We start from the raw sequence: 23,346 nt of genomic DNA, 5'->3' as shown, positions 1-23,346 counted from the left end.
ATGGATCTGGATATTGACGTGCAGCGGCTCAAACTGCTGAAAGCCAACCATCTCAGCCAGCGGTATGCTCTGGAGGATCAGATTATCAAGTATCTGCCGCAAAAAATAGTGTCCCTGGAACAGCGCATTGAGGGCTACACCGCTGATATGAACCGGCTGAAAGAAAACACCCATCCCAATGAGGATGGCTTTTCCCCCATGGAGGTGGAGGGCACCGTCTACACCAACAAGAAAGCGGCGGGCAGCGCCATCCTCGCCGCCTGCCATGCCATGACCAGCCCCGATCCTGTCCCCCTGGGCCAGTACCGGGGATTTGCTATGGAGTTGTCCTTTGAGAGCTTCAGCAAAGAGTTCCGAATCACGCTGAAAGGGGCGCTCACCCATACCACCGGCCTGGGCACAGACATTTTCGGTAATATTCTGCGGCTGGACAATCTGCTGGGCGGTATGGAGGAACGGCTGATTGCCTGCCGGGAGGAACTTGCAAACGTCAACGTCCAGTTGGACAACGCTAAGCAGGAGGTGGAAAAGCCCTTCCCCCAGGAGGACGAGCAGAAAACGAAGTCGGCCCGTCTGGACGAGTTGAACATTCTGCTGAACATGGACAAGCGGGAAAGCGAGATCGTGGACGGGGAACCGGGTGAGGACGCACCCGCCGCTGGCCGGGATGAGCCAGCCCCGGAACGCTGAACACAAAACGGGGACAAGCCGCAGACTTGCCCCCGTACATATTCCAAGGTATTATTGCCGCAGGTGGGCGTCCCGCCGAAGGGTGGCGATTAGCGCCTCAGTTATGTCTTTCACCATGCGGATTTCATAATCATCGCAGTCCTCAATTAGCTCGGCAATGTCCTGTTCAAACTGCGGCCTTGCGTGTATCAGGCTGTCACAAAGAAGATCGTCAACCGTGACGCCAATGGCGTTGGCTACGTTGACTATGGCCGAAAGGCTGGCCTTTGTAGTGCCGGTTTCAATGTTACTGATGTGGGTAGGGGACAGCCCCGATTTTTCCGCAACGTGTTCCTGCTTCATATCGGCTTTGATCCGGGCGATCTTGACCCGTTTGCCGATTGCCTTGTAATCAAGTTCTCGCTCCATGAGGCCCCTCCACCGCAACAAGTTTTTATCATGCCTATTGTAATCATTGTGGAGGGATATTATAATAATCTATAACCGTGGAATACGGATATAGTTCAGACGGTAGAAAAATAATTCGCACATTTGAGCTGACAGGCATGGCGGCATATAATAAGACCAACGCTTGAAGGAGGGAATCGTTATGAGTGAGCGATTTAATTTTGAAGCCTTTGCGGAGGCCCAGGGTGTGGACTTCCGGGAATATTTGAGTATGATTGCCGCAAAGCTGCCCAAGGTGGATGAAAACTCCCGCGCCATCCAGGAGCGTATCAATGCGATCTATGAGCAGTATCCCAGGGTGATGGGTCTGTTCGACCGGGAGGCTGTGTCGGCGCTGACCGAGGCGGAGTGCGCGGCGGTGATTGAGATCGCCAGCCTGCGGAACCAGCGGACGGAGATTGAAATGGAGGCGGCATATTTCCGTGGCTGCTATGATAGCGTAGGCTACCTCAGAAAAGCGGGTATTTTATGATGAAGGGCGACGCTGGCCAGCGTCGCCCTTTACGATTACGATAATTAAAGGTGTTGCATATAAAGAAAAACTATGTTACGATATAAAAAATTCTCAAAAAACATAAAGCAAGGGGATAAATATGGATAAAACTATCATTGAAGCACGCAAACAATTTTCTAAACTTATGAACATGAGCAAGCAACAGGCAAAAAAAGTGAGTGCTTATGGTGTGGAAGAAAGATAACGCGGTTTTGTAATTCGCATTCAGTTCCTCAATGTATATTAAGAAACATTGACACAGAAGGCAAACTTGATTATTTTAATTCGATGGTCGAAATTCCCATAATAAATGCTGATAAAGGAATTGGTGAGGCAGGGACATTCAAATTATTGTGCAGAGAGTGTGATGGAAAAATATTTCAGGACTATGAAAATTTAGAATCACTATGTGTTAAGCCCACCGAAACAATGCTTGAAGAAATAGCGTTAAAGAATGTTTTAATGATGCTCAACAAAAGGTATTTTGAAATCAAATTGTTCGACAATATGAAAAAAGAATCCAATATGCCATATCCATATGAAACAAAGCAAGCAGTTAATTCGTTAGATGAACGAGATTTTTGGTGGGATTTCATTCGGATAAAAAACATGATGAATTCCTCCGATAAAGAGAAAAGTAAATTCCGATTGTTTTATTGGAGAAAATTAGATTACGTAATTCCCATAGCATTTCAGGGGTTAGTAACTTTATATGGTGATTTGGATGGCAACATGGTTACAGATATATATAACACTTCGGAAGATCTAATTGTAAAACATATGCATATTTGTATGTTTCCGTTAGAAGCTTCCTCTGTAGTATTTGCATTTTATCACGAAGATGACAGCGAATATAATAACTTTGCTAATCAATTTGAGAAACTCGAAGATGATGAGAAATTGACCGTATTGAGTTACATAGTTTATGAGTACTGTGAAGATATGCTTTTTTCTAAAAAATTTCCTCATAGAACGTGGATAATTAACAAATTAGCAGAAACATTTTGTGATTTGCCAGAAATATTGGCGTTTAGTAAAGATCACGCGGAACTACAAAAAAAGTCTAATTTGAATAAATTGAAATGCAGGGATAAAAATTTTCCTTGTATTTTATTTGAAAAATATTCGGTACAAAAATAGTGGAGGCCAAATACGCATTTTGATAGATACAAATGAATTTTGCCTTTCAAAAAGGTGTTGACTGCAAAAGAATTCACCGTACATAGCCGGGGAGATTTTCAATCCGAAAGTCCCCCGGCTATTACTATCTGAAAAAGGAGCTGATACACCATGACAGGCGAAGAACTGTGTACCATGCTGCATGACTGGCAGCGATACCGGCTTTGGCCTCCGGGCCAGCGGGAGGGACGGTAGATGGGCTACGTCACGCCGGAACAGATCACCCAGGCAAAGGAGCTTGACCTGCTGACCTACCTTCAACGGTACGACCCCCATGAGCTGGTACACGTCAGCGGGAACACTTACTGCACCCGTGAGCATGACAGCCTGAAAATCAGCAACGGCAAATGGAATTGGTTTTCCCGCGGGATCGGCGGCAAGACGGCCCTGGACTATCTTATCAAAGTCCAGGGCTTTTCCTTTACCCAGGCGGTGGAGGCCCTGGTGGGCCAGAACTTCTCCCCCTTGCCCCGTGCGCCCCAGGCCCAGCCGAAAAAGCAGGAACCCAGGGCGCTGTCCCTGCCCAAGTCCAGCCGGTGCGCCACCCACATGGTCAGCTATCTCCACGGGCGGGGCATCGACTATGACGTGATCGACTACTGCATCCAGACCGGGCGCTTGTACGAAAGCCTGCCCTATCACAACTGCGTGTTCGTGGGCCGTGACCTGAAAAACCAGCCCCGGTACGCAGCCCTGCGGGGCACCGTGGGGGACTTCAAGGGCGAGGCCCCCGGCAGTGATAAGCGGTACTCGTTCACGATTGCCGAAAACCCCAGCGCCCCCGACGTCCACCTGTTTGAATCGGCCATCGACCTGTTGAGCTATGCCACTCTGCTGAAAATGAATGGCCGGGGCTGGCGGCAGGACGCTCTACTCTCCCTGGGCGGGGTGTTCAAGCGGAAACAGGAGTTTGTTATCCCCCTGGCTCTCAGCCAGTACCTCAAAGACCACCCCGGCACCAACACGCTCTATCTCCACCTGGACAACGACGAAGTGGGCCGGGACGCGGCGGTGGGCATCATGGAGGGCCTGGGAGCCAAGTACACGGTGCAGGACAGGCCCCCGCCCTACGGCAAAGACGTGAACGACCTGCTTCAGCGAAAGCTGGGGCTGGTGCAGAGAAAGGAGGAATGGAGCCGGTGAAGGACTATCAGGGCATAAAGATCATCGGCATCGACAACGGCTACGGCAACATCAAGACCGCAAACTGCTGTTTCCCCGCAGGGCTGACCGCCCATGACACCGAGCCGGTATTCAAAGACGAACTGCTGGTGTACGGCGGGCAGTACTTCCTGATCGGGGCGGGCCACAAGGAGTTCACCGCCGACAAGACCGGGGACGACGACTATTATATCCTGACCCTGGCGGCTATCGCCCGTGAGCTGAATGTGCATGGGCTGACCGACGCCACGGTGCGCCTTGCCGTGGGCCTGCCCCTGACCTGGGTGAGCCAGCAACGGGAGGACTTCAAAGCCTACCTCTTGCGGAGCCGGGAGGTGCGCTTTACGTTCCGGGGAAAGCCCTACCGGGTGGAGATCGCCGGGGCCGATGTGTTCCCCCAGGGCTTCGCGGCGGTAGCCAGCCAGATCAGGGACTTTCAGGGCGTGAATATGCTGTGTGACATTGGCAATGGCACCATGAACATCATGTTCATCAACGACCGCAGGCCCGCTGCTGACCGAATGTTCACGGAGAAGTACGGCACCCATCAATGTATGCTGGCCGTCCGGGAGAACGTCATGCGAACCCACCACGCCACGGTGGACGACTCCATCATCAACCGTGTGCTGCGGTTTGGCACGGCGGACATCCAAGCGGACTACCTGACCACCATCCGGGAAACCGCCGCAGGGTATGTGCGCGAGATTTTCCGTATCCTGCGGGAGCGTGAGTACAACCCGGCCCTCATGCGGCTCCATGTGCTGGGCGGCGGGAGCTGCCTGATCCGCAACTTTGGGGAGTATGACGCCGACCGTGTGACCATCTACGATGATATTTGCGCCACGGCCAAGGGCTACGAATACCTGTGCGAAATGGCGCTCCGCAAGGGCGGCGGTGTCCATGCAACGTAAAAAGATGACCCTCCGCTTTGACCTTGACCACCCGGAGGACAGGCAGGCGTGGGAATACCTGCAAGGGCTTCATGCGGTGTCCCTGAACAGGACTATGGTAGCCATCATCAATCAGGCGGAGCGTATCAGTCTGATGAAAGACGAGTTCCGCAGTATTATCCGGGAAGAACTCGCCGCCGCCCTTCGCCAAGTCCCTGTTCAGCCTGTGCTGGCGGAGCCGGAGGGCGACGATGGGATGGACGATACCATCATGGACTTCCTGGACAGCTTTTCGTGACGGCATTTTGCCGTCATTATTTTTGACCTCAACCGACCATGACGGCGTTTTGCCGTCACCCGCTGAAAAAAGGAGGTGCTTTTCCCATGCAGGGCAAACCGCCGCAGAGCAAGCCCCCTCCCAGGCCCGCCCGCCGTGTTTCCCCAGCGGAGTGGGCGTGGCTTGACCGCATCAACCGTCAGCTTGCCTACGACGAATATATGCAGGCCAAGCGGGAGTATTGGCTTGCGGCCCGCCCCGCCAAGGGGGAATCCGACCGGGCTTGAACCTACCCCGCACGTTCTCCCGCGCCGCAGGCGCAGAGGGCGGTATTGTCTTAACAAGCAACGAATTGTGGGGCCACAATTCAGCTTGACAGGGGCTTGCCGCCCCTATGACCCCGCATTTAGAAAGGATGATGATTTTTGAAACGAACGCTTGAAATGAAGATACGTTTTACCAGGGCCGAGCTGGACGCCCTCACCAAGAAATCCCGCAAGGCGGGCCTGTCCCGTGAGGGCTACTGCCGCCGCATCCTCAACGGCGCGGTGGTGAAGGAGGCCCCGCCCGCCGAGCTGCCGCTGCTGATCCGGGAGGTGCGGCGTGTGGGCTATAACATCGACCAGCTTTTGATGATTGCCCGCACGAAGAACTGGCTGATTGCGAAGGAGCTGGAAAAGGCCCTGGAGAGCAACCGGGCCGTGGAGAAGCTGATTGTGGACACCTACACCACCCCCTCCGACTGATATGGCCGTGACCTCCATCTGGCCCATCAAGGGGCGTGTGGACAGGGTGATAAACTACGCCCGGAACCCGGAAAAGACCACCGAGGGAAGCTTGCAGGAACAGGCGTCCCTCCACGCTATCGACAATGTGGTGGAGTACGCCGCCGATGAGATCAAAACCGAGCGCCGCTCCTATGTGTCCTGCCTGAACTGCCGGGAGGATACCGCCGCCGCTCAATTCATGGAAACAAAGCGGTTATGGGGCAAGCTGGGGGGCCGGGTGTGCTACCACGCCTATCAGTCCTTTAAGACTGATGAAGTCACGGCGGAAACCGCCCATGAGATCGGCGTCAAGCTGGCCCAGGGGCTATGGGGCGACCGCTTTGAGGTGGTGGTGGCGACCCACTGTAACACCGGCCATTATCATAATCATTTTGTGATAAATTCTGTGTCCTGCGTAGACGGCTATAAATTCTACAATTCCCCCGCCGACTATGCCCGTATGCGGGAGGTGTCCGACCGGCTTTGCCGGGAGTACGCCATTTCCGTGATAGAGAACCCAGGCGGGCGGGCCAAGCACTACGCCGAATGGCAGGCCGAGCAGAACGGCAAACCCACCCACCGGGGCACCATCCGGGCCGACATTGACCGGGCCATCCTCGCCTCCACCACCGAGCGCGACTTCCTGCGGGTGATGGGCGAGATGGGCTACCAGCTCAAAACAAGGGGCAAGGGCGGCAAGCCGTTGAAATATCCGGCGCTGAAACCGCCCGACGCTGGCGGCTATTTCCGCTTCCACAAGCTGGGCGAGGGCTACTCCCTGGACGAGATCAAGGAGCGTATTCTGCACAACCTCCAAAAGCAAGTGTCATTCCCGGAGGTAGTGCATCGCCCGCCCCGGCGTTACCGGGTGCGGGGAAAGCCCCGGAAGAAAGTTACCGGCCTGCGGGCGCTGTACTTCCGTTACTGCTATGAATTGCACATCATCGTCAAAAGACCGGCATCCGTCAAGCGGGTGTCTTTTTTGTTGCGGGAGGACATCGCCAAGCTGGACAGGCTGGACGCGGAAACCCGGTTTTTGGGGAAACACCGCATCAGCACCATCGGGGAGCTGACCGCCCACCGGGAAACAGCGTCGGCGGAGATCGACGCCCTGACCGCCCAGCGGCAGGAACTCCGTAAGGAGCTGCGGCGGCTTGACCGGCAGGGCGACCCCAAAGCCGTGGACGAGGTAAAGGGCAAAATCAGCGCCCTGTCCAGCCGGATCAGGACGGCACGAAAGGAGGTGGTCTTATGTGACGGCATCGCCCAGCGTTCCGGGCAGGTCAAGGAGAACCTGGGACGGCTGGTGAAGCAAAAGGAAACCGAAAGAAAGGAGCTGACACAGCATGAGCTATTCAGGCGACGCGGCGGAGCAGGTCGTGAGGCTGTCCCTGGAAACAGGTGAGGTGGCGGTGAAGTTGGCCGGTGAGGGTGCCAAGCAGCTTGCCATCCTCTTGTACGCCATTCTGCGAGAGCAGAAAAAAACCAAGGGCAAGACCCGGCTGACCAATATGCTCCGCAGCGGTAAGGAGCTGAAGGTGTTCGCCGTAAAGGACAGCGACCTCCAGCTCTTTTGCCGGGAGGCCAAGAAGTACGGCGTCCTCTACTGCGTCCTGAAAGATCGGGACGCCACGGACGGGCTGACCGACATCATGGTACGGGCCGAGGACGCCAGCAAGATCAACCGTATCTTTGAGCGTTTCAACCTGGCTACGGTGGATATGGCCGAGGTCAGGCGGGAGATCGAACAGAGCCGGGAGGCCCAGCAGAGCGACGCCCCGGAAGCGCCAGCGGCGGAGCCGATGACCGAGCAGGAGGTGGACGATCTGCTGGACGCCATGTTCTCCCCGCCCCCGGAGCCGGGGGAAGAACTGCCCGCCCCGGAGCGCACCGCCCCCGAACAGGACAAGGACGAGTTTTTGGAGGCGGTGCTGGGTGCTTCCCCCACCAGGGAGGAAGGACAGACCGAAAACCCCACCGAAGCCCGGAACGAGAAATCCCGTCAGTCCGGGCCTACCTCAAAGCCCAAAGAGCCAACCGCACCGGGTACTTCTGATCCGCAGGAGCGTTCCCGCCCCTCCGTCCGGCAGGAGCTGAAGGAGATTGCAGCGGAGCAGAGGGAAAAGGCGGCAAAGGGTAAGGATCAGTCCAAGCCCACCAAGGGGCCGAAACACAAGGCTCCACGAAAATATAAACCCAAACGGTTAAAGGAGCGATAACGATGCCGAACTATGATGATCTGTTTACCAGCCAGCCCGCCCAGCGGGAGGAAACGCCCTTTGATAAGGACGCATGGGCGGCGAAAAAGCAGGCGGAGCGCGAGGGCGTCTACGCCATGATCGACAGCCACGTTCACGACATGGGTGTGGACGGTGGCGTGTTTCAAGGCTATCTGGACGTACAGGCCCGCTTTGACCTCTACTCCGTGAGCAACGCCATCCTGATCGCTGCCCAATGCCCGGAGGCTACCAAGCTGGCCGACTTCGACACCTGGAAGGCCGACGGCGTGTACGTCAAGCGGGGCCAGGACGCCATCACCATCCTGGAACCGGGCAAGGAGTACAAAAAGGACGATGGCAGCAGGGGCGTGTCTTACAATGTCAAGAAGGTCTTTGACATTTCTCAGACCAGGGCCGAACAGCGGCCCGCCCCCGCCGTGGCCCGTGATGAGCGGCTTCTGCTGAAAGCCCTGATGAACAACGCCCCCTGCCGTTTCGCTATCTCCAATGAACTGCCGGAGGGCGTCAACGTGGCCTATCACGCCGAGAACAGTGTGATCTATGTGCAGCAAGGGCTGGACGCCCCCACCATCTTCCGGGGGGTGGCCCAGGAGCTGGCCCGCGCCCACATGGACAAGGGCGGTATCGCCTGTGAAAGCCCCGACTTCACGGCGTACAGCGTGTCCTATATGCTGTGCAGGCGCAACGGCGTGTCGGTGGAGGGCTTCTCCTTTGACCGCCTGCCGGAGAGCTACGCCATGATGGACGCCAAGGCGCTCCGGGCCGAGGCGGGCGTCATGCGGGACGTGGCTGGCACCATCACCGCCGATATGAACCGGCTCTTTGCCGCCCAGGAGAAAGCGCAGAGCGTCGTCGCACGCTCCACATCCCTCGCTTCGCCGCAAGCGGCAAAGCTCACTCGTTCCGCTGCTCCTCCTTCCCCCACCGAACCCGCTTCGCTGGGCTTCGGCGGAGACCCCAATAGGGACGGCGGCGCAAGGTAAGGAGGGCGCTCTATGCGTGATGAAAAACGTGTGGTCACGCTGAACGGCTTCGAGCAGCGGCTTATGGTGGCGGGTTTGGCCGACTTCCGCAACGACGCCATCCGGGACGGCAAGCCCACCGAGGACGTGGACGACCTGATATTAAAGGTGATAGACGCCCCCACCAAGCGCCAAAAAAGGAGGGCTGACCGTGAGGCAAGATAAGTTCTCCAAGGCCCACCTGACCCTCTACGCCTGCGGCATCATCCCCGTGGTGTGGCTGGCCCTGCTGCTGGCCCCCTATGTGGGCGGCGGTCTGCTGGGGCTGGTACAGTACGGCGGGGCGGCGCTGAACGATCCGTTCCACATCGTACTGTGCGGGGACAGCCTGAAAACTGTCCTCATTTTTCTGCTGTGCTATGGGCTGGGCATCGGTATCTACCTCTCCACCGACCGCAACTACCGCAGGCGGGAGGAACACGGCTCCGCCAAGTGGGGCACCGCCCAAGCCGTCAGGAAGAAGTACGCCGACAGGAAAGTGACCGAGAACAAGATACTGACGCAGAACGTAGCCATAGGGCTGGACGGACGCAAACACCGGCGCAACCTCAACATTTTGGTGTGCGGCGGCTCCGGCGCTGGCAAGACGAGATTTTTCGCTAAACCCAACATTATGAACGCCAACACCAGCTTTGTGTGCCTCGATCCCAAGGGGGGTGCGACACGTTCCTAACTGAAAAGGTTAGGCGTGGAGCCAAAAGAAGGACAGGAGATTGAAAGGAGCTTCTGGAAAGGTTTCATAGAACTGATTGTCCGACAGGTGGAATGAAGGGGTAACGCCTGGAAACGCCTGCTCTGATCCTCCGAATGGCATGGACGCTGTCAGGAGCGGAAATGTCATAAGCTCGGTGAAGTCGGCTGAGAGCGCACCCTAAAGACGCAGGAATGCGGTACAGGAACAGCGAACCAGAGGTGGTCGAGTACGTGATAGGCCGGGAGTCCAAGTAAGCATCTATGGTTAGAATCCTCCATGTTACAGCATGGCGGAGGCGTATTCTCGATTGTACGGGTCTAAATAGGGTATTGGCCGAATGGGCCAATCTCACCATCGTGTGAGGTCTGTGGGGATGAGTAAAACTCGGCTTTTATGAAAGTCCCTGCGCTGTTACAGGCGGCGGCAAGCAGACAGGCTTATAGAGAAGACCTACGGATGCTGAAAACAGGATAGGACAATCGGAACGTGGTAAGCCAGCGACGCGGAGAGCTTGACCTCTGTGAAGCGGCGGCAGGGAAAAATCTTCGGAAACAACCTGCCTTGCGCTGGTGAATGTGGCGGCACAGTACCAATGAAACGGAGCTAATAAAGCCGTGGAGGGATAGCCGCCAGTCAGTGTTTTACAATAAATCGAAGTTACAGTTCAAATGAGCAAAATCATTCTGCATAAGGTTCGAGTATGACTAAGAGAGGCAAACCCTTCAAGAAATTGGAGTGAGCCGACTTATGGCAGCCAACAAACCAAAGAAAAAGCAAGCACTCAGAAATAATGAGTATTACAGTACCCAAGCACTATTTGACGATTTATATGAGAGAAGTCAGCGCGGCGAAATCTTCACGCACCTGATGGAGCTGATTGCCAGTGAGCAGAATATCCTGCTGGCCTACCGCGCCATCAAAAAGAACAAGGGCAGTAAGACCAAAGGCGTAAACTCGACCACCATCGTTGAAATGGGAGAGAAACAGCCGGAGGAACTGATTGCCTATGTGCGAAAACGACTGCAAAATTTTCACCCTCATGCAGTCCGCCGGGTGGAAATCCCCAAACCAGATGGACGTATGCGCCCGCTGGGCATCCCCACTATGGAAGACCGTATCGTTCAGCAGTGTATCAAGCAAGTGCTGGAGCCAATCTGTGAAGCAAAATTCTACAAACACAGCTATGGTTTCCGTCCAAACCGAAGCGCCCACCATGCGGTAGCCAGGGCAATGTTCCTGGTGAATATCTCGAAATACCGCTATGTGGTGGACGTGGACATCAAGGGCTTCTTTGACAATGTGAACCATGGGAAGCTGCTGAAACAGCTTTGGACACTGGGCATACGGGACAAGCAGTTGTTGTGCGTCCTGTCCAAAATGCTGAAAGCGCCCATCCAAGGTGAGGGCGTTCCGGCAAAGGGGGTGCCGCAGGGCGGTATTCTCAGCCCGCTGTTATCCAATGTGGTACTGAATGAGCTGGACTGGTGGATTGCCAGCCAGTGGGAGGAATTTCCCCAACTGCAACGGTATCGAAGCCGGCCCCATTACAAAGGAAATGGCACGCTGAAGCAGGTGTATTTGGTACGGTATGCGGATGACTTCAAGCTGTTCTGCAAATGCCGCAGTGACGCAGTGAAAATATTTGAAGCAACGACAATGTGGCTGAAAGAACGGCTGGGGCTGGAAATCAGCCTGGAAAAATCTAAAATCGTCAATTTGAAAAAGAGATACTCAGACTTTCTCGGCTTCAAGCTGAAGCTCCGCCCCAAAAGCGGAAAATGGGTGCTGAAATCGCACATGGCAGACAAGGCGCAGAAAAAGTGCAGGGAAAACATACGCTCAGCCATTGGACGAATCGGCAGAGAGCCAAACCAATGGAGCGTGATGCAGTTCAACGCTATGGTGCTGGGCCTGCATGAATACTACAAAATCGCAACCAACGTATACCTCGACTTTGACCGCATCGCCTTTGATGTCAGAAAGACACTTTTATGCAGAACGAAAAGCCATCGAAGCAAGACCGGCCTGCGAAGCCAGGCATTTCAGCAATTCTATGGCGATTTTACCGGGAAAATATTCAATGTGGCTGGGCTGGCGCTCTTTCCAATCAACGGAGTGAAAACTACGCCGCCTATGTGCTTCTCTCCCGACATCTGCAATTACTCCGAAAAGGGACGGGCTAAAATCCATGAGCTGCAGAAGGCAATCAGCCCTGTTATCCTGCAAAAACTCATGGAGCATCCCATACAGGGGCAGAGTACCGAGTTGAACGACAACCGCATTTCTCTCTACATCGCTCAGCGGGGAAAATGTGCCATTTGCAAAGAGCCCCTGCTGTCGGGGGATATGGAAGTCCACCACATCACGCCAAAATCCAGCGGCGGAAAGGACAACTACTCCAATCTGGCGCTGGTAACGGGGGATGTTCATAAGCTCATCCACGCAACCGACCCGGTAATCATCCAAAAATATCTCGATAAGCTGAAACACTGCAAGCTCAACATGGCGAAACTCAATAAATTCCGGCTGTTGGCTGGCAACTGTAAAATCGAATATAGGTAAACATTGATGGGGCGCCGTGTGATGGGAAACTATCACGCACGGTGCTAAGCGGGGGAAAAGCCGGAGATTACTTCAAACGCTTACCTATCGCAAAAACTGCTGCGGGACACCGGGAACCTGTTGAAAGCCAAGGGGTATGACATTAAGGTGATCGACCTTATCAACATGGAAAAAAGCTACTGCTACAACCCGTTTGTTTATCTCCGCAGTGACAACGACATCCAGCGTTTGGTCACGAATTTGTTTAAGAACACCACACCAAAGGGCAGTCAGAGCCAAGACCCGTTTTGGGATCAGGCGGCGCAAATGCTCCTGCTGGCGCTGGTGTTCTATCTCCACTATGAGGCCCCGCCCGATGAACAGAACTTCCCCATGGTCATGGAAATGATACGGGCCGGGGAAGTCAGGGAGGACAACGATGAGTTTCAATCGCCGCTGGATGAACTCTTTGACCGTCTGGAAATGAGGAACCCGGAGCATATCGCCCTGAAATACTACCGCAATTACCGCTCCGGCAGCGGCAAGACCCTGAAATCCATCCAGATCACGCTGGTGTCCCGGCTGGAAAAGTTCAACCTGGAATCCCTGGCCGGTATGACGCAGACAGACGAGATGGAGCTATGGAGCCTGGGCGAGAAAAAGACGGCCATTTTTGCCGTCATTCCAGATAATGATAGCTCATTTAACTTCATCGTGGGGCTTCTCTACACCCAGCTTTTCCAGCAGCTCTACTATCAGGCGGACGTGGTACACGGCGGGCGTCTGCCCGTCCACGTCCACTTCGTCATGGACGAGTTCGCCAACGTCGCCCTGCCCGATGAATTTGACAAGCTGCTGGCTACCATGCGGAGCCGGGAGATCTCCGTGAGCATCATCATCCAGAACCTCGCCCAGCTAAAGGCCCTCTTTGAGAAACAGTGGGAGAGCATCGTGGGCAACTGCGACGAGTTTATCTATTTGGGTGGAAATGAGCAGGCAACCCACGAGTACGTTTCCAAACTGCTGGGGAAAGAGACAATCGACACGAACACCTACGGACAGTCCAGGGGGCGGAGCGGCAGCTACTCCACCAACTGGCAATTAGCGGGCCGCGAATTGCTTATGCCGGATGAAGTGCGTATGCTGGACAACCAGTATGCGCTTCTTTTTATCCGTGGGGAGCGGCCCATCCAGGACTTCAAGTACGACATCCTGAAACACCCCAATGTGAAGCTGACCACAGACGGCGGGGCCGAACCGTACCGGCACGGCGAGGACACCCACAGCATCGCGTCCATCCAATTCGACGAGGAACTGCTGAAGCAGGCGGCGAAAGCGGATGAACAAGACGCCGGACAACACCGCTTCATTCTTCTCACCGAGGAAGAATTGGAGGAATATATCAACAGTCATGGAGGTAACACACAATGAACATTTTCAAGAAGAACGAGAACCGTCTGCCCACGCCTGACAAGGTGAAAAAGGGCTTCCGTTACTACTGTTCCCTGGTGGCGACCGTGGCCCTGATGGGCTGCTGCACCATGACGGCCTTTGCCGCCGAGGGCGGCGACCCCCTCACCGTTATCAACAACCTGTCCACGTTCATCTTCGGCCTGATCCGGGCCGTGGGCCTCATTCTGCTGGGCTGGGGCATCGTCCAGGTGGGCCTCTCCCTCCAGAGCCACGACCCCTCCCAGCGGTCTAACGGCTTCCTGACCCTGGCGGGCGGCGTAATTATAACTTTTGCCAAGGAGATTTTGACCCTTATCACCGGCGCGTAAGCTCCCACTATCCACTGACACAGGGGCAGGCTCACAGGATGGGCCTGCCCCTAAAAAGGAGGTGCTTTGCGTGTCGGATAATTGGGTAGTCCAGAATTTGGAGAACGCTTTGGAGGTCTGGAACGGTAAGTTGAGCGAGATATGGCAGCTCATTACGCAGTCCCCCCAGGACTTCAAGGGCGGCGCGATCTGGAATGTGGTGTCGGACATCCACGGGGCGCTCCAAGCTATCGGCTACGCCCTGCTGGTGCTGTTCTTTGTGGTGGGCGTGGTCAAGACCTGCGGCAGCTTTGTGGAGGTCAAAAAGCCGGAACACGCCGTTAAACTGTTCGTCCGCTTTGCTTTGGCAAAGGCCCTTATCACCTATGGCATGGAGCTGATGCTGGCCCTGTTGAGTATCATCCAGGGCGTAGTGTCGTCCATTATGAACTCGGCGGGCTTCGGCGCTCCCAACTCCACCGTCCTGCCCGACGAGATCGTGACGGCCATTGAGGACTGCGGCTTTTTTGAGAGCATCCCCCTATGGGCGGTGACGCTGATCGGCGGGCTGTTCATTTGGGTGCTGTCCTTTGTCATGATTTTGAGCGTCTACGGGCGCTTTTTCAAAATGTATATGTACGCTGCGCTGGCTCCCATCCCCCTGTCCAGCTTTGCCGGGGAACCCAGCCAGAACGTGGGCAAGAGCTTTTTAAAAAGCTACGCCGCCGTCTGTCTGGAGGGGGCCGTCATCGTGCTGGCCTGCATCATCTTCTCCGTGTTTGCCAGTTCCCCGCCCGCTGTTGACCCGGACGCGGCGGCGGCTTCTATGGTGTGGAGCTATATCGGGGAATTGGTGTTTCATATGCTCATTTTGGTGGGCAGCGTCAAAATGTCCGACCATGTTGTGCGGGAAATGATGGGCTTATAGGAGGTGCTTTGATTGGAAGTCAAAATCAACCGTGAAATCCGCAATTACACGGAGAGTATGTTTTTCGGGCTGTCCCTGCGGCAGCTCGTTTTTTCTGCCCTGGCGGTAGCCGTGGCCGTGGGGCTGTACTTTCTGCTGAAACCCTACGTCGGCACGGAAACCGTGTCCTGGATGTGCATTGTGGGCGCGGCCCCCTTTGCCGCCCTGGGCTTCTTCACCTACCACGGCATGACGGCGGAGCAGTTCATTTGGGCGTGGCTGCGCTCGGAACTGCTGGAACCGAAGCAATTTCACTTTGAAGCGTCCCCTCTCTACTACGAGGCGCTGAAAGACACCATCAAAAAGGAGGGCAAGCAAAAAGCATGATGAAATCTGTCAAATCCATGCTGCGGGAGGACAAAGAGCGGTACACTGTCCCCCGCAGGGTGCAGGATGTGATCCCCGTCCGCCGTATCTGGAACGATGGCATTTTTATGGTGGGCAGCAGATTTGCAAAGACCTATCAATTTACCGACATCAATTATCTGGTAGCCAGCCGGGAGGACAAAGAATCCATGTTCCTGATCTACTCTGAACTGCTCAACAGCCTGGACTCCGGCGCGGCCACCAAGATCACCATCAACAACCGCCGCATGAACCGGGCCAACTTTGAACAGTCCATCCTCATGCCCATGCGGGGCGATGAACGGGACGTGTACCGGCAGGAGTACAATCAAATGCTGCTGGACAAGGCCACCGGCGCAAACGGCATCATGCAGGAAAAGTATATCACCATCACTGTAGCGAAAAAGGACATTGAAGAAGCCCGCGCCTATTTCGCCCGCGTGGGTGCTGACCTGACCTCCCACTTTGCCGCCCTTGGCTCCAAGTGCGTGGAGTTGGACGCCGCTGATCGGTTGCGTATCCTCCATGATTTCTACCGCGCCGGCGAGGAAGGTAATTTCCACTTTGACGCAAGGGACATGATGCGCAAGGGCCACGACTTCCGGGACTATATCTGCCCGGACAGTATCGAGAAGAACAGCGACCACCTTAAATTGGGTGAAAAGTATTGCCGGGTGCTGTTCCTGAAGGACTACGCCAGCTATATTAAGGACAGCATGGTGACGGAGTTGACCGACTTCAACCGCAATATGACGTTGTCCATCGACGTTATTCCCATCCCCACCGATGAAGCGGTAAAGGAGGTGGAGAACCGTCTGCTGGGTGTTGAGACAAATATCACAAACTGGCAGCGCCGCCAGAACGCCAACAACAACTTCACTGCGGTCATTCCCTACGACATGGAATTGCAGCGGAAAGAAGCCAAGGAGTTCCTGGATGATCTGACCACCCGTGACCAGCGCATGATGTTCGCCGTCATGACGATGGTGCTGACAGCAGACAGCAAGGAACAGTTGGACAGCGACACCGAAGCTGTCCAAGCCGTGGCCCGAAAGCATATGTGCCAGCTTTCTGTTTTGAAATTCCAGCAGTTAGATGGCCTGAATACGGCCCTGCCCATTGGTGTGCGGAAGATCAACGCCTTCCGCACTCTGACCACAGAGAGCCTTGCGGTGTTCATGCCCTTTAAGGTGCAGGAGATTCAGGACAAGGGCGGCATCTATTTCGGAGAAAACGCCATTTCCCATAACCTTATCATGTGCAACAAGGAAAATCTGTTGAACCAGTCCGCATTTCTGCTGGGCGTCCCCGGCTCCGGTAAGTCCTTTTCCGCTAAAGAATTGATCGCCTTTCTGATGCTGAACACGGACGATGACATTCTGATCTGCGACCCGGAGGGAGAATTTGCTCCTCTGGTAGAAGCTATGGGCGATTTAGGCTCCGTTGTCCGCGTGGCGGCGGGCGGCAAAGACCGGCTCAACGCGATGTATATGGTAGATGGCTACGGTGAGAACAACCCCATCGTGGAAAAATCGCAGTTTATCATGTCCCTCATTGAACAGATCGACAAGAACAGCGTCGGCCCCCAGCACAAGTCAATCATCGACCGCTGCACCGCTGCTGTGTATCAGGAGGCGTTACAGACGGGCGTTGTTCCCACCCTCTGTACTTTGCGGGAGAAACTTTTGGAGCAGCCGGAGGACAAAGCGAAGGAGATCGCCCTGTCCCTGGAGTTGTTCACCACTGGCTCCCTGGATGTGTTCGGTCATGTTGGGACGGTTGACCTGGACAGGCGTATTCTGGTGTTTGACATTCACGACCTGGGGACGCAGTTGAAGCCCACCGGCCTGCTGGTCATTACCGACACCATCCTGAACCGGGTAACGCTGAATTGGAGGAAGGGCAAGCGCACCCATGTTTTCATTGACGAGTTCCATGTGGTCTTTGAAAATGAGTACAGTGGTGCGTTTTTCAACTCCGCGTGGCGGCAGTTCCGCAAGCGCAACGCCTACCCAACGGCCATCACGCAAAACGTGGAGTATCTTCTGGACTCCGTTCAGGCCAGCACCATGCTGTCCAACTCCGAGTTTGTGGTCATGCTCAACCAAGCGGCCAGCGACCGGGAGAAGCTGGCGCGGCTGCTGAATATTTCTTCTGAACAGATGAGCTATATCACCAACGCTGACGCCGGGTGCGGCCTTATCAAATATGGCAGCGCCCTGGTGCCGTTTGTAAACCGATTCCCCCGCGACACAAAACTCTACCAACTGATGACCACCAAGCCCGGTGAGGGCGTATTTGGCGGCGAGAAAAACTAAAGGAGGACTTGAAAACCATGAATAAAAAGCAGAAGATTTTGATCATTGGGGCGGCGCTGTTTGCCGCCCTTTTCCTTTTCTCCGGCGCTATGCTGGCGTGGCAGTATGCGGACGGCAAGCAGAGTGCGGACGCCTTTGACGCGGTGGCCGACCTGATCCAGCCAGTGGAAACGCCCCAGCCCGGAACTACCCCCGGAATCGGAGACAGTACGGAAGAACCCGACCCGGAATTGATTGCCCTGGAGAAATACGCGGCAGTCCACGAGCAGAACAGCGACTTTGTGGGCTGGGTCAGCATTGACGGTACAAACATCAATTATCCCGTCATGCAGACTATTGACAACCCCAACTTCTACCTGAAGCGAGGATTTGAAAAGCAGTATAGCAACTATGGCGTTCCCTATGTGCAGGAAAATTGTGCGTTGGGTATTTCCGATAATGTGGTGATCTACGGCCACCACATGAATAACGGCTCCATGTTTGCCGACCTGTGTAAGTATGAGCGCGAGGACTTCTATCAGGAGCATCCCACCATCCACTTTGATACTCTGTCCAGCCTGGGCGAGTATGAGATCGTGGCCGTGTTCAAAACAGTGGCCTACTCCGAGGACGGCTTCAAGTATTACCACTTCGTGGATGCAGAGGATGAAACGGCTTTTGACGCTTTTATCAGCCAGTGCAAGGATTTGGCCCTCTATGATACTGGTGTAGATGCAGAATACGGGGACAAGCTGCTGACCCTCTCCACCTGCGAATACAGCCGTACCAACGGCAGAATGGTCGTTGTGGCCAAGCTGATTGCGCCGCCCTCCGTGGAGGTGGGCGGCGATGCCTGACATTAAAACCAGGGCTGTGGCGGAAAAAGCGGTTAAAACCATTGACAAGTCCGCTATAGCCGCCCAGCGCATGAAAAACGCCTATGTGCAGACCAAGGAGAAAACGGAACGCAACAGTTCCTATACCGGGGAACCCCCGGAGGAATATGCGGCGGATCATGTTTCGGATGGAACCTCCATCGCCGCCTATGAAAGCGCCCACTTGTTTGACCGGCAGGGCCGAAAAAGCGTTGAGGTCACCAAGGAGAATATCGCCAAGGCCAAAGAGTATTTTCAGCGCAAACGACTGACCAGCCAGCCGAAAAAGCAGGCTACGGAGCAGGGCGGTCATGCCCTCTCCCCTGTTGAACAAGGGCGAACCAACATGAAAACCGTTGACCGGGGCCAGAAAACAGTTAAGCAGAAAGTTAAGCCCAGCGGTAAAGCTGCGGCGAAAACCGCTAAAGGGACTATCAAGGCAGCGTCAAAATCTGTAAAAACTTCCGGGACAACAGGTAGGGCCGCTGTTAAAACATCCCAGCAGACCGAAAAGGCCGCTCGGCAAACGGCGCAAGCTGCGGTCAAAACTGCCCGCACTGCTGCACAGGCAACTCGTGTGGCGGTGCGGGCGACTGTGACCACCGCAAAGAAAGCGGCGCAGGCGACTGTTACGGCAGTAAAAGCGATTATTGCCGTAACAAAGGCCCTGATTGCCGCCATTGTTGCAGGCGGCTGGGTGGCTGCGGTTGTGATAATCGTGATCTGCCTGATTGGACTGATTGCCAGCTCTGCCTTTGGGATTTTCTTTTCTGGTGAGGACACCGGCACAGGCCAGACCATGCAGACGGTTGTGCGGGAGATCAATCAGGAGTATGAGGACAAGCTGGATGAAATTAAAAACAGCAACGCCCATGATGTGCTGGAAATGTCCGGCTCCCGTGTTATCTGGCCGGAGGTGCTGGCGGTCTATGCAATAAAGACTGCCACTGACCCGGATGCTCCCCAGGAAGTCGCAACCATAGACGATGCCAAGAAGGAACTGCTCAAAGAAATATTTTGGGCAATGAATGAAGTGAGCTATTCCACTGACACCGCGACCCATACCAATGTGACCGAAACAGACGATGGATACGGAAACATTGTAGAAACCACTGTAACCGTGACGGAAACTACGCTCTATATCACGGTCAGCCATAAGACTGCTGATGAAATGGCGGATATTTACCATTTTACCGCAGACCAGCGGCAGCAGCTTGCGGAATTACTGGCTGAAGAAAACCGCAGTATATGGAGCGCCGTTCTCTATGGCATTGGTACTGGCGATGGGGAGATCGTCACCGTGGCTCTCTCGCAGATTGGGAATGTGGGCGGTCAACCCTATTGGTCGTGGTACGGCTTTGGCTCCCGTGTGGAGTGGTGCGCCTGCTTTGTCAGTTGGTGCGCCAATGAGTGCGGGTATCTGGACGCTGGCGTGATCCCGAAATTCGCCGGATGTGTCAATGGCGTACAGTGGTTCAAAGACCGAGGACTCTGGCAGGATAACAGCTATGAGCCGCGTCCTGGCGATATTATTTTCTTTGACTGGAACGATGAGAATGGTCAGGACGGTTTGACAGATCATGTAGGCATCGTGGAGAAGGTAGAGAACGGTTTTGTCTACACTGTAGAGGGTAATTCTGGCGATAGCTGCCGGGAACGGCGGTATTCCATTGGTCATTATGAAATCTACGGGTACGGAACACCGGCCTACTAAAAACCAGCCGCCAAGCGGCGGCTGGTACATACTCTGCTATGCCAATTTCAAAAATCGGTCAGGGTAAAATAGTTGCTTTTGCTAAAACAGGAAACATCAAATATAGAACCGATTGAAATAGTGCATTATCTGTGGTATAATCAGGAAAAATGTTGCATTTCATCTGCTTTTGACGGGAGGCACAAAAATGTATCGTCTTTACAAAATTAAAGACCTTCGAGGATATAGATTCTTTCAAAATTTCAGGTGGGACGAAGCAAATTGCCGTCTCTTTAATCAAAATAATTTGATTTATGGATGGAACGGCAGTGGAAAAACTACGCTCTGTGATTTTTTCAAGGAAATTGAAGAGGGTCAACTGTCAAATGCAGACACTAAATTTTCTCTGCTTTTTGAGGATACATCATCCAATGCTCACAGCATTGTAACACAGAATACGATGCTCTCGATTCCTTATATATTCAAGGTATTTCACCAGAATTATATTCAGGACAACATTTCTACTGTTGATAGCGTAAAGCATATTTTTTCTGTGGGCAAGGAGCAGATTGAGAAAATCGAAACGATTAAAGGACTGAGAGAAAATTCTCGACATCAAAAAGAACTGGTGAAGAAACTAAAAGGCGAATTAGCGGAGAGGGAAAGTGCGTTTGACAAAGCAAAAATCGCCTGTGCAAAAACAATAAAAGATGCCGCTCAATATTCGAGCGCCTATAACAAGAATAAATTTTATAGTGAATATCGTCACCTTACCATTAGAAAATCTCTAACCGAGGACGAATATCAAAAAGCACTCACAGCTATTCGTGCAGAGCGGCTTGACAGCATTGCACTTTTCAAGAATAGTTTTATCCAGCCGTCTGTTAAAGAATATCTAAGCAATATTCTTAACCAGACTCCTGTAAATATAACGATAGAGTCGCTGAAGCAAAATGCCCGTGTAAACAACTGGGCGGAGCAGGGATTGTCAATTCATGAGCAGATGAGTTCCAAAATTTGTTTTTTCTGTGGTAGTTCAATATCTGAAGATCGTTTTGAGAAACTGCGGGCGCATTTTAACAAATCATACAAGGAATTATCTGATAAGATAGATTCTGCAATTCGATTATTACATGAAAGAGGTCAGCAATTTAGCGATACAAAGGTCGCCCTTCCCAATGCGGGATTATTGTATCCTGAATTACGGGAGCAATATAGTTCATTACAAACTGCTGCAAAATCTATATGCGATGATTATATAAGAGCAATTGATAATATCATCGAAATCCTTACCAAGAAGAAAAGTGATATGATAAATCAGCAGTATACAGATGAATTTATAGAATTAGTTGATGCATTGTCATTTGACTATACCGTTTTTGACGCAATATTAGAAATTTTTCAAAACCATAATCAAAAGACTGAAAATTTTAATCGTAGCATCAGTGAGGCTCAGAAATTGGTTGAACATCATCTTATATCGGAAAATGCCAATACGATTGCTAACTGTGAAAAGGCTGTAGAAGCAAAGAAACAGGAATTAGGCGAAAGTGAAAAATATCTCAATCAGTTGACGCAGCAAATTAATGATTTAGAACAGGAAATCAAAAATTCACAAATACCCGCAGATGCAATCAATAAAGATATAGAGTTTATAATGGGAAGGAATGAATTGGTTTTTAGCAACTCTGCCCTCGGATACCAAATCACCAGAAAGGGAAAACGAGCGAAAAACTTGAGTAAAGGGGAAGAAAACGCAATTGCATTGATTTATTTTTTCAACACTTTTTTAGATGTTGACGCTGACGCACAAAATACGATTGTCATATTGGATGATCCTATCTCAAGTTTTGATTCTAATTTCTACTACAATGCAATCAGCTATATTCGAGAAAAAACTTCTCAAGTGGGTCAAACCTTTATCTTCACACATAAGTTTTCACTTCTTAAAGATTATTCGTTGATGTATAAAGGGAATACAAATCGATATACAATGCAACGTGTTCAAGATGGCCCACAGTTGGTGGATGAGGATAAATTAATTTCTCAATACCACGATGAATACGCTTACTTATTCAAAAGGGTATATACTTTTGTAAAACAGCCCCCAAGTGATACGAGTGAATATTTGCAATATCCCAATATGGCCCGGCGTCTATTAGAAGGATTTTTAACCTTTAAGCTCCCCCTCCCAAACGATCAATGCTCCATGATCGATAAGGTCTTGGCATTAGAAGGGAACAAAAATACTGCTGAGGGCAGGGCGATGTTAAGGCTACTAAATAATCGGTCACATTTGCGTGTAATACAAGATTCTCAATTTGCGGATGACATCGACAACATTACCATTTTGCCTAACACGCTGAAATATCTTCTGGAATTTATGCGGAAGCACGATGAACGACATTATAACACTTTAGCTGTCTTGTGTGATCCTCAATATGATGAGGACGGCGATGCCGTAGAAGTAGAACAAGTTGTTGAACATACGGTTAAGCTGTATGAGATGCCAGCATCAGCCGGCCCAGGAAATTTCTTGGAAGATAATATTGATACACAGGAAATAGCTGTAACAAATCCTGATTGCTCTTTTGCTGTTAAGATTTCAGGTGATAGTATGGAGCCTAACATCATTGATGGAAGTGTAGCTTTAGTCAAAAAATGTGAGAATGTTCCCAACGCCCATGTTGGAATAGTTTGGTATCAGGGGAAATCCTATTGCAAAAAGATTGTGCAAAAGGAAGATGGATTGTTACTTGTTTCTATCAATAAAGCATATACTCCAATTGAGGTCACTTCTTACGAGGATTGGCGAGTGTTTGGTGAAGTAATAGAGGTAATTCCTCCTAATTAGGTGAAGATAAGTACGGGTGCTTGTGAACGCAGGCACCCGTGCTTGTTTTCTAACTCGATTGAGCGACGAATATATAAAGGCCATCATATATCGATTGCTGAAGTCTACGGAGCGTGGATTGCTTTCGCAGACTTTATACGATAGAATGTGACCC

21 protein-coding genes and 2 pseudogenes are annotated in these 23,346 nt (G+C 52.7%); 22 read left to right on the top strand and 1 reads right to left on the bottom strand.

From position 1 onward, the window contains the following. Entirely contained in the window at nt 1–690 is a 690-nt protein-coding gene (locus VV088_RS04825; RefSeq protein ID WP_334599640.1) for a hypothetical protein, read from the top strand. A gap of 51 nt (nt 691–741) precedes the next feature. Here the strand turns inward: VV088_RS04825 and VV088_RS04820 are convergent, their stop codons facing one another. Then, the gene (locus VV088_RS04820) at nt 742–1,098 is read right to left on the bottom strand and encodes a helix-turn-helix domain-containing protein (RefSeq protein WP_334599639.1); all 357 of its coding nucleotides are present in this window, start codon (nt 1,096–1,098) and stop codon (nt 742–744) included. A gap of 181 nt (nt 1,099–1,279) precedes the next feature. On the opposite strand from VV088_RS04820, the gene VV088_RS04815 reads away from it, so the two are divergent. The 21 genes and pseudogenes from VV088_RS04815 (at nt 1,280) to VV088_RS04715 (ending at nt 23,192) form a co-directional block, all read left to right on the top strand. Beyond that, complete coding sequence (locus VV088_RS04815) at nt 1,280–1,609, top strand: DUF6664 family protein (RefSeq protein ID WP_334599638.1); 330 nt, start codon at nt 1,280–1,282, stop codon at nt 1,607–1,609. A 309-nt stretch (nt 1,610–1,918) separates the two neighbouring features. After that, a complete protein-coding gene (locus VV088_RS04810; RefSeq protein ID WP_334599637.1) occupies nt 1,919–2,770 on the top strand; it encodes a hypothetical protein in 852 nt (283 codons plus the stop codon). A 234-nt stretch (nt 2,771–3,004) separates the two neighbouring features. Continuing rightward, nucleotides 3,005–3,952, top strand: a complete 948-nt coding sequence (locus VV088_RS04805; protein ID WP_334599636.1) for a DUF3991 and TOPRIM domain-containing protein — start codon at nt 3,005–3,007, stop codon at nt 3,950–3,952. Then, nucleotides 3,949–4,881: a ParM/StbA family protein gene (locus tag VV088_RS04800; protein ID WP_442913112.1), complete on the top strand. Its 933-nt coding sequence runs from the start codon at nt 3,949–3,951 to the stop codon at nt 4,879–4,881. Before VV088_RS04805 ends, VV088_RS04800 begins: the two co-directional genes overlap by 4 nt. After that, nucleotides 4,871–5,158, top strand: coding sequence for a hypothetical protein (locus VV088_RS04795; RefSeq protein ID WP_334599634.1), 288 nt, complete (start codon nt 4,871–4,873; stop codon nt 5,156–5,158). Before VV088_RS04800 ends, VV088_RS04795 begins: the two co-directional genes overlap by 11 nt. 86 nt (nt 5,159–5,244) lie before the next feature. Beyond that, nucleotides 5,245–5,424 (top strand): hypothetical protein, encoded by a 180-nt coding sequence (locus tag VV088_RS04790; RefSeq protein ID WP_334599633.1) that lies wholly within the window; start codon nt 5,245–5,247, stop codon nt 5,422–5,424. 138 nt (nt 5,425–5,562) lie between these two features. Further along, nucleotides 5,563–5,883 (top strand): plasmid mobilization protein, encoded by a 321-nt coding sequence (locus tag VV088_RS04785; RefSeq protein WP_334599632.1) that lies wholly within the window; start codon nt 5,563–5,565, stop codon nt 5,881–5,883. Continuing rightward, nucleotides 5,852–7,309, top strand: a complete 1,458-nt coding sequence (locus VV088_RS04780; protein WP_334599631.1) for a relaxase/mobilization nuclease domain-containing protein — start codon at nt 5,852–5,854, stop codon at nt 7,307–7,309. Before VV088_RS04785 ends, VV088_RS04780 begins: the two co-directional genes overlap by 32 nt. Then, the gene (locus VV088_RS04775; protein WP_334599629.1) at nt 7,251–8,123 is read left to right on the top strand and encodes a PcfB family protein; all 873 of its coding nucleotides are present in this window, start codon (nt 7,251–7,253) and stop codon (nt 8,121–8,123) included. The genes VV088_RS04780 and VV088_RS04775 overlap by 59 nt, the downstream gene beginning before the upstream one ends. Before the next feature lie 2 nt (nt 8,124–8,125). Further along, complete coding sequence (locus VV088_RS04770; protein ID WP_334599628.1) at nt 8,126–9,127, top strand: hypothetical protein; 1,002 nt, start codon at nt 8,126–8,128, stop codon at nt 9,125–9,127. 12 nt (nt 9,128–9,139) lie between these two features. Beyond that, complete coding sequence (locus VV088_RS04765; protein ID WP_334599627.1) at nt 9,140–9,331, top strand: hypothetical protein; 192 nt, start codon at nt 9,140–9,142, stop codon at nt 9,329–9,331. Continuing rightward, a pseudogene (locus tag VV088_RS04760) lies at nt 9,318–9,833 on the top strand (type IV secretory system conjugative DNA transfer family protein); the annotation flags it as partial. The gene VV088_RS04765 and the pseudogene VV088_RS04760, both read left to right, overlap by 14 nt. A 774-nt stretch (nt 9,834–10,607) precedes the next feature. Beyond that, on the top strand, nt 10,608–12,422 hold the full coding sequence (gene ltrA / locus VV088_RS04755; RefSeq protein WP_334599169.1) for a group II intron reverse transcriptase/maturase: 1,815 nt from the start codon (nt 10,608–10,610) through the stop codon (nt 12,420–12,422). A 93-nt stretch (nt 12,423–12,515) separates the two neighbouring features. After that, nucleotides 12,516–13,832: pseudogene (locus VV088_RS04750) on the top strand (VirD4-like conjugal transfer protein, CD1115 family); the annotation flags it as partial. Next, a complete protein-coding gene (locus VV088_RS04745; RefSeq protein WP_334599626.1) occupies nt 13,829–14,182 on the top strand; it encodes a glutamyl-tRNA amidotransferase in 354 nt (117 codons plus the stop codon). The pseudogene VV088_RS04750 and the gene VV088_RS04745, both read left to right, overlap by 4 nt. Nucleotides 14,183–14,252: 70 nt before the next feature. After that, nucleotides 14,253–15,089 (top strand): hypothetical protein, encoded by an 837-nt coding sequence (locus tag VV088_RS04740; protein ID WP_334599625.1) that lies wholly within the window; start codon nt 14,253–14,255, stop codon nt 15,087–15,089. Nucleotides 15,090–15,101: 12 nt separating this feature from the next. Beyond that, entirely contained in the window at nt 15,102–15,455 is a 354-nt protein-coding gene (locus tag VV088_RS04735; RefSeq protein WP_334599624.1) for a PrgI family protein, read from the top strand. Further along, a complete protein-coding gene (locus VV088_RS04730; RefSeq protein ID WP_334599623.1) occupies nt 15,452–17,791 on the top strand; it encodes a VirB4-like conjugal transfer ATPase, CD1110 family in 2,340 nt (779 codons plus the stop codon). The genes VV088_RS04735 and VV088_RS04730 overlap by 4 nt, the downstream gene beginning before the upstream one ends. Before the next feature lie 17 nt (nt 17,792–17,808). After that, the gene (locus tag VV088_RS04725) at nt 17,809–18,627 is read left to right on the top strand and encodes a class B sortase (RefSeq protein ID WP_334599622.1); all 819 of its coding nucleotides are present in this window, start codon (nt 17,809–17,811) and stop codon (nt 18,625–18,627) included. Continuing rightward, nucleotides 18,620–20,359 carry a CHAP domain-containing protein gene (locus tag VV088_RS04720; protein ID WP_334599621.1) on the top strand — a complete coding sequence of 580 codons (1,740 nt, stop codon included), beginning with the start codon at nt 18,620–18,622 and terminating at the stop codon, nt 20,357–20,359. The genes VV088_RS04725 and VV088_RS04720 overlap by 8 nt, the downstream gene beginning before the upstream one ends. Nucleotides 20,360–20,546: 187 nt before the next feature. Next, nucleotides 20,547–23,192, top strand: coding sequence for an AAA family ATPase (locus VV088_RS04715; protein ID WP_334599620.1), 2,646 nt, complete (start codon nt 20,547–20,549; stop codon nt 23,190–23,192). The last annotated feature ends 154 nt before the right edge of the window (nt 23,193–23,346 follow it).

Origin of the sequence: Lawsonibacter sp. JLR.KK007, from assembly GCF_036941135.1 — a bacterium.
Classification (GTDB): domain Bacteria; phylum Bacillota; class Clostridia; order Oscillospirales; family Oscillospiraceae; genus Lawsonibacter.
Note: the sequence above shows the minus strand (reverse complement) of the source record. Positions and strands in the feature narration are given on the sequence as shown.